The organism is Paeniglutamicibacter sp. GQ140, from assembly GCF_059759235.1.
In genome coordinates, this window is the sequence record NZ_JCAXDW010000009.1 from 83613 (window position 1) to 98313 (window position 14701).

11 protein-coding genes and 1 pseudogene are annotated in these 14701 nt (G+C 69.5%); 4 read left to right on the forward strand and 8 right to left on the reverse strand.

What is annotated here, in order from left to right; genetic code table 11:
• Window positions 1-75 precede the first annotated feature (75 nt).
• The 3 genes from AC6CHY_RS13585 to AC6CHY_RS13595 form a co-directional block, all read right to left on the reverse strand.
• The gene (locus AC6CHY_RS13585) at window positions 76-1449 is read right to left on the reverse strand and encodes an NAD-dependent succinate-semialdehyde dehydrogenase (RefSeq protein ID WP_217388047.1); all 1374 of its coding nucleotides are present in this window, start codon (window positions 1447-1449) and stop codon (window positions 76-78) included.
• Window positions 1450-1557: 108 nt separating this feature from the next.
• On the reverse strand, window positions 1558-2271 hold the full coding sequence (locus AC6CHY_RS13590) for a VOC family protein (protein WP_498227073.1): 714 nt from the start codon (window positions 2269-2271) through the stop codon (window positions 1558-1560).
• Between the two features lie 56 nt (window positions 2272-2327).
• Entirely contained in the window at window positions 2328-2990 is a 663-nt protein-coding gene (locus tag AC6CHY_RS13595; protein WP_498227074.1) for a dihydrofolate reductase family protein, read from the reverse strand.
• A gap of 247 nt (window positions 2991-3237) precedes the next feature.
• Here AC6CHY_RS13595 and AC6CHY_RS13600 point away from each other — a divergent pair, with 247 nt between their 5' ends.
• Complete coding sequence (locus tag AC6CHY_RS13600; RefSeq protein WP_217388044.1) at window positions 3238-3669, forward strand: VOC family protein; 432 nt, start codon at window positions 3238-3240, stop codon at window positions 3667-3669.
• A gap of 105 nt (window positions 3670-3774) precedes the next feature.
• Here AC6CHY_RS13600 and pepN read toward each other — a convergent pair whose 3' ends face one another.
• Window positions 3775-6414, reverse strand: coding sequence for an aminopeptidase N (gene pepN, locus AC6CHY_RS13605; protein WP_498227075.1), 2640 nt, complete (start codon window positions 6412-6414; stop codon window positions 3775-3777).
• Window positions 6415-6691: 277 nt separating this feature from the next.
• On the opposite strand from pepN, the pseudogene AC6CHY_RS13610 reads away from it, so the two are divergent.
• Window positions 6692-6829 (forward strand): annotated as a pseudogene (locus tag AC6CHY_RS13610) (PEP-utilizing enzyme); the annotation flags it as partial.
• Between the two features lie 67 nt (window positions 6830-6896).
• Here AC6CHY_RS13610 and AC6CHY_RS13615 read toward each other — a convergent pair.
• On the reverse strand, window positions 6897-8411 hold the full coding sequence (locus AC6CHY_RS13615; protein WP_498227076.1) for an SDR family NAD(P)-dependent oxidoreductase: 1515 nt from the start codon (window positions 8409-8411) through the stop codon (window positions 6897-6899).
• Window positions 8412-8707: 296 nt separating this feature from the next.
• Between AC6CHY_RS13615 and trpS the strand changes: the two genes are divergently transcribed.
• The gene (trpS, locus tag AC6CHY_RS13620) at window positions 8708-9790 is read left to right on the forward strand and encodes a tryptophan--tRNA ligase (protein ID WP_498227077.1); all 1083 of its coding nucleotides are present in this window, start codon (window positions 8708-8710) and stop codon (window positions 9788-9790) included.
• 220 nt (window positions 9791-10010) lie between these two features.
• On the opposite strand, the gene AC6CHY_RS13625 is transcribed toward trpS, so the two are convergent.
• Entirely contained in the window at window positions 10011-10823 is an 813-nt protein-coding gene (locus AC6CHY_RS13625) for a PspA/IM30 family protein (RefSeq protein WP_217388039.1), read from the reverse strand.
• A gap of 219 nt (window positions 10824-11042) precedes the next feature.
• On the opposite strand from AC6CHY_RS13625, the gene AC6CHY_RS13630 reads away from it, so the two are divergent.
• A complete protein-coding gene (locus AC6CHY_RS13630) occupies window positions 11043-11687 on the forward strand; it encodes a maleylpyruvate isomerase family mycothiol-dependent enzyme (protein ID WP_498227078.1) in 645 nt (214 codons plus the stop codon).
• A 96-nt stretch (window positions 11688-11783) separates the two neighbouring features.
• On the opposite strand, the gene AC6CHY_RS13635 is transcribed toward AC6CHY_RS13630, so the two are convergent.
• Together AC6CHY_RS13635 and AC6CHY_RS13640 are read right to left on the reverse strand one after the other, a co-directional pair.
• The gene (locus tag AC6CHY_RS13635; protein WP_498227079.1) at window positions 11784-13865 is read right to left on the reverse strand and encodes an acyl-CoA dehydrogenase family protein; all 2082 of its coding nucleotides are present in this window, start codon (window positions 13863-13865) and stop codon (window positions 11784-11786) included.
• Window positions 13862-14638 (reverse strand): TetR/AcrR family transcriptional regulator, encoded by a 777-nt coding sequence (locus AC6CHY_RS13640; protein WP_336245041.1) that lies wholly within the window; start codon window positions 14636-14638, stop codon window positions 13862-13864. Before AC6CHY_RS13640 ends, AC6CHY_RS13635 begins: the two co-directional genes overlap by 4 nt.
• Between the last annotated feature and the right edge of the window lie 63 nt (window positions 14639-14701).

The window sequence follows — 14701 nt, forward strand, 5'->3', positions numbered from 1 at the left end:
CGCGGCGCGGGGCCCGTATGCCCCGGTGTGCAGGAGCCACACCGGGGCACGCGCGGACCGGCCGGGGGACCGGCGCTAGCCGCGGAAGGTGACCAGCTTGCGGTTCACGAATTCCTCCATGCCGTACTTGCCCAGCTCGCGCCCGACACCCGAGCGCTTCACGCCGCCGAAGGGAAGTTCCGCGGCGGACCCGCTGGTCTGGTTGATCGAGACCATGCCGACCTCCAGCTGCCGGGCGATGGAGTGCGCCCGGTCCATGTCCTCGGTCTGGATTGAGGCCCCCAGGCCGTAGGCCGAGGCGTTGGCCAGGGCCACCGCCTCCGCGTCGCCGGAGACCTTGTAGAGCACGGCCACCGGGCCGAAGAGCTCCTCGGTGTAGGCGCGCATGTCTTCGGTGACATCGGCCAGCACCGTGGGAGCGAAGAAGGACCCGTCGCCCTGAAGCGCGGCACCGCCGGCGAGCACGGTGGCACCCTTGTCGATGGCGTCCTGCACCTGGGCGGCCAGCCCGTCCCGGGCCGCGGCGGAGGACAGCGGGCCGAGGAAGGTCTCCGGGTGTGCCGGGTCCCCGACCTTGATGCCCGCGACGGCGCCGGTGAAGTTTTCGACGAACTCGTCGTAGACCGATGCGTCGACGATGATGCGCTTGGCGGCGTTGCAGGCCTGGCCGGTGTTGCCGAAGCGGCCCACCATCGCCTGCTTGGCCGCACGCTTCACGTTGGCGTCCTCCAGCACCAGGAAGGGATCGGAGCCGCCGAGTTCAAGGACGACCTTCTTCAGGTTGCGCCCGGCGATTTCCGCGACCGCGGAGCCCGCGCGCTCGGAGCCGGTAAGCGAGACGCCCTGCACGCGGGGATCGGCGATGATCCCGGCGACCTGGTCGTTGGTGGCGAAAATGTTCACGTAGGCGCCCTCCGGCGCCCCGGCGTCGGCAAAAATCTGCTCCATGGCCAGCGCGGATTCGGGGCACTGCGGGGCGTGCTTGAGCAGGATGGTGTTCCCGTTCATCAGGTTCGGCGCGGCGAAGCGGGCCACCTGGTAGTAGGGGAAGTTCCACGGCATGATGCCCAGCAGCGCGCCCACGCCCTCCTTGCGGATCAGTGCGGTGCCGCCGGCTGCGACCTCCAGCTCCTCGTCGGCCAGGAACTTCGCCCCGTTGGCCGCGTAGTAGCGGTAGATCGACACGGTGATGTCGATTTCCTTGCCGGACTGGAAGATCGGCTTGCCCATCTCGCGGGTGATGATCGCGGAGAGTTCGTCGCGGCGCTCCTCGTAGAGGTCCGCGACGCGGTTCAGCAGGGCAGCGCGCACGGCGATCTCCGTGGTGTTCCAGGACCCGAAGGCGCCGTGGGCGAGGCCCAGGGCCGCCTGGATGTCGGCATCGGTGGCCGTGGGGTAGGTCGCCTCGACGACGCCGGTGGCGGGATTGGTGACAGCGTAAACACTCATGGGCACTCCTTGGAACGGCAGAACATGGATACATGCCACCGTATGCCAGATGTGCGCCCGATCACCAACCGGCGGCGGGCCGGCCGTTGCCCCTTGGCAGGGTGAAGGCTAGCCGGCCGGCAGCACGCAGAATTCGTTGCCCGAGGGGTCCTGGTAGATGCGCCAGGGTAGCTCGCCCCAGTCCGGGTGCATTTCCCTGCCGCCGCGGGCGAGAATGCCGGCGGCGACCTCGTCGGCATCGTCGCCCGACTCCAGCCGCAGATCCAGGTGCATCCGGTTCTTCGCGCCGGCCTTGGCCGCGGGCTCGGGGCACAGCACCAGCAGCGGGCCGCGGCCCGAGGGGTGGCGCAACGTGCGGGCACCGGCCGGGAGCGCGGCCCAGCCGGTCAGCCAGGACCAGAAGACGGCGTCGGCGTCCGGGTCGGCGCTGTCCAGCGGGAGCGCGGCGATCGGCCCGGTGTCGGAGTAGGCGGCACGGTCCTCCATCACGCAGAAGGCGTTGGCTTCCGGATCGCCCAGCACGACCCACGGGACCTCCCCCTGGCCGATGTCCAGGCGCACCGCCCCCAGTTCCAGCGCCGCGGCAACGACCGCGTCCCGCCCGGGCCCGCCGCGCAGGTCCAGGTGCAGCCGCACCGGATCCCGCGGGGCCTCGGGGACCGGCTGGAAGCACAGGTCAAGGGCCGGGCCGCCGTCGATCGCCAGCCGGGTCTCGAATCCCTCCGCGGAGTCGCTCAGCTGCACGCAGCCCAAGAGCTCCTGCCAGAACCTGCCAACGCGCCGCGGGTCAACGGCGTCGAAAACGATGTTTTCCAAATACATGTGAACCAGATTAGCTTGCGTCGCCGGCGCGATCCGGCGCCGGCGGCAAGAGCGGATCAGGAGCGCGCCAGGCGCACGTGCATGGCCCCTTCGCCCTGCTCCGAGGCGGCCAGCCGGTAGCCGTCCTCGGCCCAGTTGCCGGTGAAGAGCCGTTCGCCGCCGCCGAGCAGCACCGGCGCGATGGCCACGTGCAGCTCGTCCACCAGCCCCGTGGCGACGGCCTCGCGCACCGTGTGCACGCCCCCGCCGATGCGGATGTCCGCTCCGTTCGCGGCGCCCCGGGCGGCCTCGAGCGCCGCACGGATCCCGTCGGTGACGAAGTGGAAGGTGGTGCCGCCCTCCATCACCTCCGGGTCCCGGGCATGGTGGGTGAGCACGAAGACCTCGTGCCCGAAGGGCGGGCGCTCGCCCCACCAGCCGCGCCACGGCCCGGCGTCGCCCGCGGCATCCCACGCCTCCCAGGGTCCGCGCACGGGCCCGAACATGTTCCTGCCCATGACGGTGGCCCCGATGCCCTCGTCCCCTGCCCGCAGCCACGCGTCGTCCCGCCCGGTGCTCCCGCCGGGCTCCCCGCTCCGCTCGTGCCAGTAGGCGGTGGGGAAGATCCAGCCGTGCAGCTCCTCGCCGCCCGCGCCGAGCGGCTCGGCGAGGAGCTGCCCGGGGCCGGCGCCGTAGCCGTCGATCGAGAGGCTGAAGTTGTGGACCCTCACCCGTGACATGGTTTGCTCGCTTTCAAGGCCGTGTCGGCAGGCCGGCGCATTGCCGCACCGCCATTCCACGGCCCAGAGTACGGCCGGCGGGCATGGGAGGCAATGGGCACGGCGGGCATGGCGCCGCGGCTCGGAGGCGAGGAAGAGGTCGCAGCAACCGGTTCCACGCCACCTTCGGCACGCCCTGTCGCCCCGAAGCGCGCCACGTTGGGCACGGGCCCTTGAATCGGGCGGTTCGGCGGCATAACGTGTGGTCATGGACCACCCACTGCAGATCACCATCGACAGCATCAACCCCCACAGGCAGGCGGTGTGGTGGGCGGAAACCCTCGGCTGGACGGTGGAACCCAGCGACCCGGACTTCATCCAGAAGATGATCGACGAGGGGCACGCCAGCGAGGACGAGACCCTGATCTTCGACGGCGAGCTGGCCTGGAGGAGCGGGGCGGGAATCTGCCCGCTGGACCAGCTTGGCAAGCAGCAGCGCCAGCGGATCCTCTTTCAGCTGGTTCACCTGCCCAAGACCGTGAAGAACCGCCTGCACCTTGACCTGAATCTGGGGGACCGCGACGAGGTGCGCGACAGGCTTGTGGAACGTGGTGCGACATTCCTGCATGCGGCCGCACAGGGCCCCTTCGCCTGGTACACGCTGGCCGATCCAGAGGGCAACGAGTTCTGCATCCGATGACCCCGCGCCGCCGGGCCCGCCTGCGCGTTTCCGGCGAGGCCGGGGCCACGCGTGAATTCGTGGCCGGCCGAACCTGGCCAAGTCGCCAGCTTCGGCACCGGCTCGCTAGCCGGCGCTGAGGCGCTGGGCGGCCAGTGAGCGGGAAAGGTAGTCGCGTTCCTCGAGCAGGATCCGGCGCAGCGCCGCGGGGGCGTCCGGGTGCTCCAGGAGCCAGGAATCGACCCGGGCCATGACCGGGTGGACGGGTTCCTCGCCGAGGTCCTGGGCCGCGGGGAAGAGCCCCGAGATGACGCGGGTGGCCATGCCGATGCTCATCGATTCCCAGATGGCCTCGAGTGCCGGCCAGTACTCGGAGTAGTGCCCGTCGAGCAGTTTGTGGGTGCCGAGCAGGAAACCTGCCGCGGTGGCGGAGACGGCCTCGTTGGACAGGGCCGAACCGTCGGCATCGCGTCCGGTGAGCACGGCGGTGAACGCCGCCTTCTTCACGGCGGCATCCGGTCGTGCGGCCAGGGCCAGCAGCCGGCCGGAGACTGCCACCGCCGAGGGGTGTGCCGCGGCGTCGGCCTCGAGCCGGGCCAGCGCCGCCGCATCGAGGGTGCCGGAGGCGGCCTTGGCCTGCCACAGCGCCCAGCGCAGGTCCTCGTCCAGCTCCAGCCCGTCGAAGGGCTGCCCGCCGGCCAGCAGGGAGTCGACCAGCTCCCCGGCGACCCGGCCGCGGGCCAGCACGGCCAGGGCGCGCGCGGCGGCAACCTGCTTGTCGCCGCCGGGTTCCGCCCGGCCCAGCCAGTCGGTGAGCGCCTCGGCCAGGGCGGCGCGTTCGGCATCGCGCAGCGCCGGGGGAAGGTAGCGGTTGACGGCGGTCGTGGCCTGGGCGAGCAGCTGCGCGAAGACCCCGACCTCGGTCACCGATTCGGCGTGCGCGCGCACCGCCTCCAGGAATTCGGGGGCCGGCAGCTTCGCGTCGCGGACCATGTTCCACAGCGCCGCCCAGCAGGTCGCGCGGGCCAGCGGATCGGAGAGCGTGCCCAGGTGCGCCAGCAGCGTCGCCAGCGAAACCTCGTCGAAATCCACCATCGCGTAGGTGTCGTCGCCGTCGTTGGGCAGGATCAGGTCGGGGCGGGCTTCCCCGAGCAGGAAGGGGAGCTGCACGGAGCTTCCGGCCAGCTCCACGCGGTGTGAAGCGGTGCGGGCCAGCGTCCCGTCGACCACGTTGAACAGCCCGACGTTGAGCACGTGCGGGTGGGTGATGCCCGTTCCGGTTCTCGGGTCGGTTCCCGCCTGCGTGAGCGTCGCGGCGGTGATCTTCGCATCGGTGAGCGAGAGCTCCACGCCCAGGCGCGGGACGCCGGCGGTCTTCAGCCAGGCGTCGGCCCAGGAGCCCATGTCCCTGCCCGAGGCCGTGCCCAGCGCGTCGAGGAAGTCGGCCAGCGTGGTGTTCGCGTATTCGTGGGTGCGGAAGTAGGCGCGGGACGCGTCGCGGAAGGCCTCGGCGCCCACGTAGGCGGCGAGCTGCTTGAGCACCGAGGCGCCCTTGGCGTAGGTGATGCCGTCGAAGTTCTGTTTGGCGGCCTCCAGGTCGGTGATGTCCGCGACGATCGGGTGGGTGGTGGGCAGCTGGTCGGCCACGTAGGCCCACCCCTTGCGGCGGTTGGCGAAGGCAACCCAGGCGGTGTCGAACCCGGTGGCCTCGGCGTTGGCCAGCGTGCCGATGTAGTCGGCGAAGGACTCCTTGAGCCACAGGTCGTCCCACCAGGCCATGGTCACCAGGTCGCCGAACCACATGTGCACCATCTCGTGCATGATGGTGTTGGCGCGGGCCTCGTGCTGGGCCTCGGTGGCGCGCGAGGTGAAGACGTAGTGCTCGGTGAAGGTGACCAGGCCGGGGTTTTCCATGGCGCCGAGGTTGTATTCGGGCACGAACGCCGAGTCGTACTTGCCCCACGGGTAGGGGTAGTCGAAGAGCTCGTGGAAGTAGTCAAGCCCGGCCCGGGTCAGTGCCAGGATGTTCTCCGCGTCGAAGTGCCCGGCCAGCGAGGCGCGGCAGGTGGCATTGAGCGGAATCACCAGCTCGGTCCCGTCGGGCAGGGCGCGGGTGTAGGTGTCGGTGGCCACGAAATAAGGCCCGGCGAGCACCGTGGTGATGTAGGTGGAGATCGGCAGGGTGGGGGCGAAGCGCGTGGTGGCGGTTCCGTCGCCGTGGTGGTCAACCCGGGCCGCTGACTGGTTGGAGGCCACGTGCCAGTCCTGCGGGGCGCGCACGCTGAAGGTGAACGGCGCCTTCAGGTCCGGCTGCTCGAAATTTGCGTAGACCCGGCGGGCGTCGGCCGGTTCGAACTGCGTGTAGCAATAGGTCTGGCCATCGGCCGGATCGACGTAGCGGTGCAGGCCCTCGCCGCTGCGCGAGTATTTCGCGTAACCGTCGATGACCACGGTGTTCACCGCTTCGTCGCCCTCGGTGAGCCCGGTCAGGTAGATGCGCGAGCCGGCGACCGCGTCGGCGGGGTCGACCGGGGAGCCGTTGAGCGTGATCGACCCGATGGATTCGTGGATGAAGTCGATGAACGTGCCGGTGGTGCCGGTGGCCCTGAAGGCCAGCGTGGTGACGGAACGGTACCCGGTCACCGCGGGGTCCAGCGCCTGCGAAAGGTCCAGGTCCACCTCGCAGGAAACCACCTGAAGGGTGGCGGCGCGCCAGGCGGCCTCGTCGCGTGAGAGGTTTTCGTTCGGGCCCGGGTTTCTGCGCATGTGATCCACCAGACCATTCAAACATGAAACGAGCATTTGACAATCCCTGCGCCGGCCCAGCTGCAGCTGTCGCACGCGGCATCGTGCGTGCCCGGGCCGCCAAGCGCGACCGGCTTGCCGGTGTCCCCCTGCTGGACCTGGATGCAGCCTTCGCCCCGCGTGCCTCGGACGGCAGCGCATTGCCGACCGGCACGCCGGCCAGCCGGGGCACGGCCACGGGTACGGTGCGCGTGATCATGGGGCCCGAAGGCTTCGGGAGCTCCGCGCCGGGGAGATCATGGTCTGCCCCTACACGAGTCCGTCCTGGACGCCGCTGTTCCAGCGCGCGGCCGCCGTGGTGGTCGACACCGGCGGCATGGGCTCGCACACCGCCATCGTGGCCCGCGAATATGGCATCCCCGCGGTGATGGGCACCCGTACCGGCACCAGCGTGCCGGCCGACGGGGACCGGGTCACCGTGGATGGCGGCGCAGGCGCAGTTCCTACCAGGGGGAGGGCTCGTAGTCCTTCAGGAAGCAGCCGTAGAGGTCGATGCCGCGTTCCCCGTCGACGATCGGCTGGTAGACCCGGGCCGCGCCGTCGATCAGGTCAAGCGGCGCGTGCCAGCCCTCGGCGACCATGCGGACCTTGGAGTCGTGCGGGCGCTCGTCGGTGATCCATCCGGTGTCCACCGCGGACATCAGGATCCGGTCCGTGGCCAGCATTTCCTCGGCGCTGGTGCGCGTGAGCATGTTCAGCGAGGCCTTGGCCATGTTGGTGTGCGGGTGCCCGGCGCCCTTGTAGCGGCGGGAGAACTGGCCCTCCATGGCGGAGACGTTCACGATGTACTTGCGGTGCGCATCGGACGCGGCCAGCGCCGGGCGCAGGCGCGAGGCCAGCAGGAAGGGAGCGGTGACGTTGCACAGCTGCACCTCGAGCATTTCCAGTGCGTCCACGTCGCCCAGGATCTGCGTCCAGGAATTTTCCGTGACCACGTCGGGCACCAGCCCGCCGGCGTCGATTGCGGTGCCGGCGGCAATGCGCTCCAGCGACGCGGAGCCCGCGGTCATCGCCAGGTCGGCCACGGCCTGCGCGTCGTAGGTGGTGGGAGTGGCGGGGACCAGCAGCGCCGAGTCCTCCAGCCGGAAGGCGCTGGCCAGCGCGCGCGGGTGCTCGGAGGGGGGATTGGCCTCGCCCCAGACCTCGGGGCCGCCGGCCGCGTATTCGAGCTCGGCAGGAAGCGGCTGGGACTCGGACTCGACCAGGTGCAGGTAGGAGTTCGAGGTGCGGCGCACGGTCTGCGCGGCGTTGTTGATCAAGATGTCCAGCGGGCCCTCGGCGGCGACGCGGTCGGCCAGCGAGATCACCTGGGAGGGATCGCGCAGGTCGATGCCGACGATGCGCAGGCGGTGGATCCAGTCGGCGGAGTCCTCCAGCGCTGCAAAGCGGCGGGCCGCGTCGCGCGGGAAGCGCGTGGTGATGGTGGTGTGGGCGCCGTCGCGCAGCAGCCGCAGGGCGATGTGCATGCCGATCTTGGCGCGTCCCCCGGTGAGCAGCGCGCGCTTGCCGGTCAAGTCGGCGCGGGCGTCGCGGCGTTCGCGCCCGGCAGCGGCGCACTCCGGGCACAGGTAGTGGTGGAAGGCGTCGACCGTGGTGTAGCGCTGCTTGCAGATGTAGCAGCCGCGCGGCTTGATGTATTCCCCGGCGGTGTGCTCCTCGGTCGGAGTGCTCAGGTCAAGGCCGAGGGTCTCGTCGTCCAGGCGCTGCGGGGAGCCGGTGGCGGTGCGTTCCACGACCGCGCGGTCCGCGGCGTTGATGGCCGAGCGCTTCTCGTTCTTGCGGTGCCTCTTGGCAGCCTTGAACATCTTTCCCGTGGCCCGGCGCACGGCAACGTGGCGCTCGTCCTCGGCGTCCAGGCGGTGCACCTGGCCCAGCACCTTGAGCGCCGCCTGGAGCTCGGCGTCGGTAAAGATTTCGTCGTTGCCGGCCGCATCGGCCGCAGAATAATTCTCAGTCATGTCGCCATCAAGTCTACCGGCCGGCACCCGGCGGGCGGATAATCGTTCGGCGCATGCGACCAACGGCACTTTCCGGCCGGATCGGCACGCACCGAACGGGACCGCCGCGTCGCGGGCTTAGGATGGGTCCATGATCAATTCACGGAGTCTTGCGTGGTGGCGTTCCCCCTAGGAACAGCCGCGTTTCGTGATTGACACCAGGCCGTTCGCAAGGACGGCCATTGTTGTGCCCCCTGGAGGGGGTTCTGTGTCCGGCCGGGCGAACGGCGACAAGAACCAGTCCCAGGGAGCACCAGTTGCAACAGCACCAGCAAGCCACCACGACCTCGTCCGTCGGTACCTCCGCCGCCGGGGGCAGATCCCCGATCGAGCAAGGCCTGCACGCCGACCCGGGCCGCTACCGGGTGTTGACCGGAGACCGTCCCACGGGGCGACTGCACCTGGGCCACTACTTCGGCACGCTGCAGAACCGGGTGCGGTTGCAGGATCTCGGCGTCGAGTCCTTCATCCTCGTCGCGGACTACCAGGTCCTGACGGACCGGGACGTGGCGGAGAACCTCGACGCCGCGGTCCAGGGCCTGGTGCTTGACTACCTCGCCGTGGGCATCGACCCGGCCCGTGCGACGATCTTCACGCACAGCGCCGTCGCTGCCCTGAACCAGCTGCTCCTGCCCTTCCTCTCCCTGGTGTCCGTGGCGGAACTGGGCAGGAACCCCACCGTCAAGGACGAGATCGCGCATTCAAGGCAGTCCTCGGTCAGCGGGCTGATGTTCACCTATCCGGTGCACCAGGCCGCTGACATCCTGTTTTGCAAGGCCAACGTCGTGCCGGTGGGCCAGGACCAGTTGCCGCACCTCGAACTCACGCGCACGATCGCGCGGCGCTTCAACGCCCGGTATTCCCCGCGGGCGGACATCTTCCCGGAACCCGCGGCACTTCTGTCGGCCGCCCCGCTGCTGCTGGGCACAGATGGCGGGAAGATGAGCAAGAGCCGCGGCAACGCCATCGCCCTGGCCGACGACGCCGATGCAACGGCACGGCTGATTCGCGGCGCAAGGACCGATTCGATCCGGCGCATCTCCTACGACCCGGCGGCCCGGCCCGAGGTTTCCAGCCTGGTGCTGCTGGCCGCGCTGTGCCTGGACAGGGATCCCCACGCGGTCGCCGAGGACATCGGCGACGGGGGATCCGGAGCCCTCAAGACAGTGGTGACCGAGGCCGTGAATGAGTTCCTGGCGCCGATCAGGGCACGGCGGATGGACTATGCGCAGGATCCGGGCATCATTCGCAGCGTGCTCCGCAAGGGGAACGAACACGCCAACGCCGTGGCGGAGGCAACCTTGGAAGAGGTCAGGAAGGCCATGAAGACTTCCTATTGAAGCGGCCCACGGGGTGCCGGGCACCTGATGAAGGGGAGCAGGGCCCCCGGCGCCGCAACCGGACGGCGAGGCAGCGACGAGGCCACTGCCGTTCGGGCCGGCTGCACACAGATCTCTGGGCGGGCCGTCTTCGGGGCACGCAAAAGGTGGCGGACGCGAGTCGTTCGCATCCGCCACCTTTGGTGCCGGTAGCGGGGCCGTTTCCGCTCCGGGCCGGGCGCTACTGGTTCTTGGCCTTCAGTGCGGCCAGGCGGGCCTCGATTTCCGAGGGAGCCGCGGCTTCCTCGAGCTGGGGCGCGGCAGAGCCCTGCTCCAGGATGTTGCTTTCGCCCTTCAGGGCGGCCAGGCGGGCCTCGACCTCGGTGGCCTCGCCCAGGTCCTCGAGGGAAGCGAATTGTGCATCGAGGGAGGATGCGGCGAGTTCCGCCGCGCCGCGCACGCGCGACTCGTCGGCACGGATCTTGGATTCAAACCGGTTGATTTCCGAGGTCGGGTCGTTCATGTCCAGGGCCTTGACCGCGTCCATCATCTGGCCTTGGGTCTTGGCGTTGCGGGCGCGTGCCACCAGCTCGTCGCGCTTGGCAACCAGTTCCTGGCGCTTGGTGCCCATGGTGTTCAGCCCGGTCTTGAGCTTCTCCACGATCTCGCGCTGCGAGGCGATATTCGGTTCGGCGTTGCTGGCCTGCTTCTCGCTGGCCATTTGGCGCTGGATGGCCAGGGTGGCCAGCTTGTTGAACTTCTCGGCGTTGACGCTGTCGCCGGCGGCCGTGTATTCCTCGGCCTTGTTGGAGGCGGCCAACGCCTTCTGGCCCCATTCGCGCGCATCGTTTACGGCGATCTTGTAGTCGTCCTCGAGCATGCGCAGGTTGCCGATGGTCTGCGCCACCGCGGTCTCCGCCTGCGAAATGTTGTTGGAGTAGTCGCGAACCTGCTGGTCCAGCATCTTCTGCGGATCCTCCAGCGCATCCAGCGCAGCGTTGGCGTTGGACTTTCCAATTCGGAACAGTCGAGCAAAAATTGAGTTCTTCTTCATGGGGGAGTATCGCCCTTTCATAAGCCGCGTTGCATCAATTCTATGCGACGGCGCACTCCGGCTGAACCGGAATCCACGGATTTAGGGCACCTCGGAGCCGGGCGTATCCCGAGGTGGCAGCCGAAAAGCGGGAATCGCGGCGTGCCGTATCCGCCGCGGGGCCCAGCGGCCATGACCGGTCTTCTTGCCAACACGCTGCGCCGCTGCTTGGGTGGTTCCATGACCCCTCGACGCAACTTTGATGTCTGGCCCGTGGTGCACGCCGAAAGGCTGGCGTTGCTCAAGGACCTCGAAAGCCTGGAACCAGGCCAATGGAAGACACCGTCGCTGTGCCCCGGCTGGGATGTCCATGACGTGCTGGCCCATCTGACGGACACCGCCAAGACCACGAGGTTGGGCTTCATGCGCCGCCTGGTCCTTGCCGGATTCGATTTCGACAAGGACAACGCCGCCGGCGTCACCGCGCAGCGTCGCCAGGACCCCGCGGAAACCCTGGCCGGGTTCCGCGACGTGCTCACGCGCACCAGCACCCCGCCGGCCGCCCCTGCCACGCGGCTGGTAGAGGCCTTCGTGCACGGGGAGGACATTCGTCGTCCGCTGGGCATGCAGGGTGATTACCCGGCCGCCCAGGTCGCCACGGCGTTGGCCCACCAGGTGCGCACCAGCGTGAAGATGGGCGGCGGGAAGGAGCTGGCCGCGGGGTTCACGTTGGTTGCCACCGATGCGGCATTCGAACATGGTGCCGGGAACGACGTTCGCGGCCCTGCGATCACGCTGCTGCTGGCGGTCTCGGGCCGTCCCGTGGGCGAGGGTGAGCTCGCGGGTCCGGGCGCCGCGACCTTCATCCAACGGGCGCGCTGCTAGGCGCCACCCAGCACGGACGGGGAGGGCGGGGCCGGCCCGCGTGCAGTTGCCTGCCGCTTGGCCCGCGCCGCCCTCCCCGAAAGGGTGCCCGGCCGGCTACCTGTTTTTCGCCGCCTGGTGCGCCGCCTTCTTGGCGGCCTTTTCGCGGGCGATCAGCACCTTCTCGTCGATGGGCGCGTCGGCGCTGGCGCGCAGCCGGCGGTGGTATTCCGCGGCTTCGTCCTGGCGCTCCTGCTCCGACCCGTCGGCGATGTCCGCGCGCAGGTGCTCGGGCCCGTAGCCGAAGGCGTCGACCAGGTCCTGGGCGTGTGGGCGCAGGCGGGCGAGCAGGATGTTGATGTAGCCGGTGAGGGTGCGTGCGCGCTGCATCGACAGCCGCCCGTTCATCAGGTACCAGCCGAGGTTCTCCTCGATCAGGGACAGGGCGTACACGTCGCGCAGCCAGGTCAGCACCGTGCGGGTTCCGGCATCGGCGGTGTTGCCCAGTGCGGCGGTGAAGGCCTCCCAGCGCAGCAGCTCGCCGTGGGCGCGGGCGGCGGAAATCAGCGCGTCCTGGTTCACGTTGAAGGCGGCCGCCGCGGCGGCACGGTCCTTGGTGTCGACCCCGCGCAGCGAATCGGCGATCTCCCCGACCATGGAACCGATCCGGTCGGTGAGCAGGGCGCGCTGGTTGGCCTCGTCCTTGAAGAAGTTCGCGCTCTTGCGCTCGTCCCCGGTGTCGGCGAAGGCCTGGCCGACCGAGCGCAGCCCGGTGCGGTGCAGCGCCACGTTCTCGGCCTGCTTGACGACGTAGCGGGCGAGCACCCCGGCGTTGAGCTGGCGGAACTCCTGGCCGTAGTCGGTGAGCAGGCGTTTGCCCACCAGCTGCAGCAACACGTTGTTGTCGCCCTCGAAGGTGACGTAGATGTCCAGGTCGGCACGCAGCGCGGCGAAGCGGTTTGCCGCGATGAACCCGGCGCCGCCGCAGGCCTCGCGGGCCTCCTGCAGGGTGTCAAGCGCGTCCCAGGTGCTCAGCGGCTTCAGGGCCGCGGCCAGGGTCTCCAGGTCCTGGCGGTCCGCATCGGTGTCCGTGGCCCCGGAGAACACGCCGTCGAACTTCTCCAGCAATTCCTCGTGCGCGAAGGACGCGGCATAGGTGCGGGCCAGGCGCGGGATCAGCCGGCGCTGGTGGCGCTGGTAGTCCATGATCGTTTCCTCCTGCACGTCCGAGGAGGCGTTGAACTGGCGGCGCTGGTTGCCGTAGGTCACCGCGATCTGCAGGGCGATCTTCGAGGCGGCGGTGGCGGCCCCGTCCAGCGAGACCCGGCCCTGTACCAGGGTGCCGAGCATGGTGAAGAAGCGGCGGCCCGGGGAGTGGATGGGCGAGGAATAGGTCCCGTCGGCCGTGACGTCCCCGTAGCGGTTGAGCAGGTTGGTGCGCGGGATGCGCACGTTGGTGAAGTGCAGCCGGCCGTTGTCGATGCCGTTCAGCCCGCCCTTGAGCCCGTCGTCCTGCCCGCCGATTCCGGGCAGGAAGCCGTTCTCGTCCCGGATGTCCATGTAGAAGGCGTGCACGCCGTGGTTCACGCCATTGGTGATGAGCTGCGCGAAGACCACCGCGGCCTTGCCGTGGACCCCGGCATTGCCCAGGAATTCCTTCCAGGCGGCCTTGAACGGCGTGTTGACAACGAATTCCTGCGCGTCGGGGTCGTAGGTGGCGGTGGTGCCGATCGAGGCGACGTCGGAGCCGTGGCCGATCTCCGTCATCGCAAACGCGCCGGGGATCTCCAGGCTCATGATGCCCGGCAGCCATTTGTTGTGGTGCTCCTCGGTGCCCAGGTGCAGCACCGCGCAGCCGAACAGGCCCCACTGGACCCCCGCCTTGATCTGCAGCGACGGGTCGGCGGTGACCAGTTCCTCGAAACTGGCGACGGAGCCGCCGTGGTTGTCCTGCCCGCCCAGGCGCGTGGGGAAGGCGCGGTGCACGCTACCGGCATTGACCAGCTCGTGCAGCTGGGTGAAAACGCGTTCGCGGTGCTCGTCCATGCCCAGGCCCGGGATGCCGCGCACTGCCTCGGTGCCGGCCAGGGCGCGGGCTTCCTTGCGGATGGACGCCCAGCGGCCCAGCAGCTGCTCGCCAAGGGCCGCCACGTCAACGGCGGTATCGGTGGCCTGGGGGGAAATTTGTTCGGTTGTCACGGGCGTGTCTGCCTTTCGGTGGGGCTTGCCTGGTTGTGGGGTGACGCTGGTGGTGCCGGGGCAAACCCGCGGTCGACCTGTGGGGCGACGCCGCGGGTGAGCCACGAGGTGATGGATGCGGCGAGCTCCTCGATGCCGGGGCGCTCGGGCGTGTCGGGGGCGCGCAGCCAGAGTTCGCCGGCGGCGCGGACCATGCCGATGGAGGCGCGCGGCCACAGCTCCAGGGCTGCCGAGGCGTGTTGCCCCTCCGGGATGCCCATATAGGAGTGCATGCGGGTGCGCATCATGGAGGTGAGCTCGTCGAAGAAGCCGTTCAGCGCGCCGCTGCCGCTGTTTGGGTCAGGTTCGGCCGCCGGGTCGGTGAGCAGGTCGGTGACCGGGTTGGCGGTGACAAAGAAGTAGATGTTCGGCGAGGTGGAGGCCATCTGCAGGTAGGCGAGCACCATGGCGTGCAGCGCTTCGCCCTCGCCGGTGCTCTGGCGGGCGGCGGCGATCACCTGGGCGCGGAAATTCGTGATGACATAGGCTCCCAGGGCTTGGCGCAGGCCCTCCTTGTCGCCGAAGTACCGGTAGAACACCGACTTGGAGGTGTTGGCCCGCGCGGCAATGTCCTCCATGGAGGCGCCGGGGCCCTGCCGGTGGATGGTGTGCCGTGCAAGCTTGATCAATTCGAGGCGGCGGGCGGCGCGATGGGTGTCCCAGCGCGCCGAGCGGCCGTCGCCGGCTGTCTCGGACTGCGCATCCGCCGTGTCCATGGGTTGGGGGTTGTTCACGATACCCAGCGTATCAGGTACGCTGGGTATCAGTAATCCACCTCACATCTGCCCCGGGAGCAC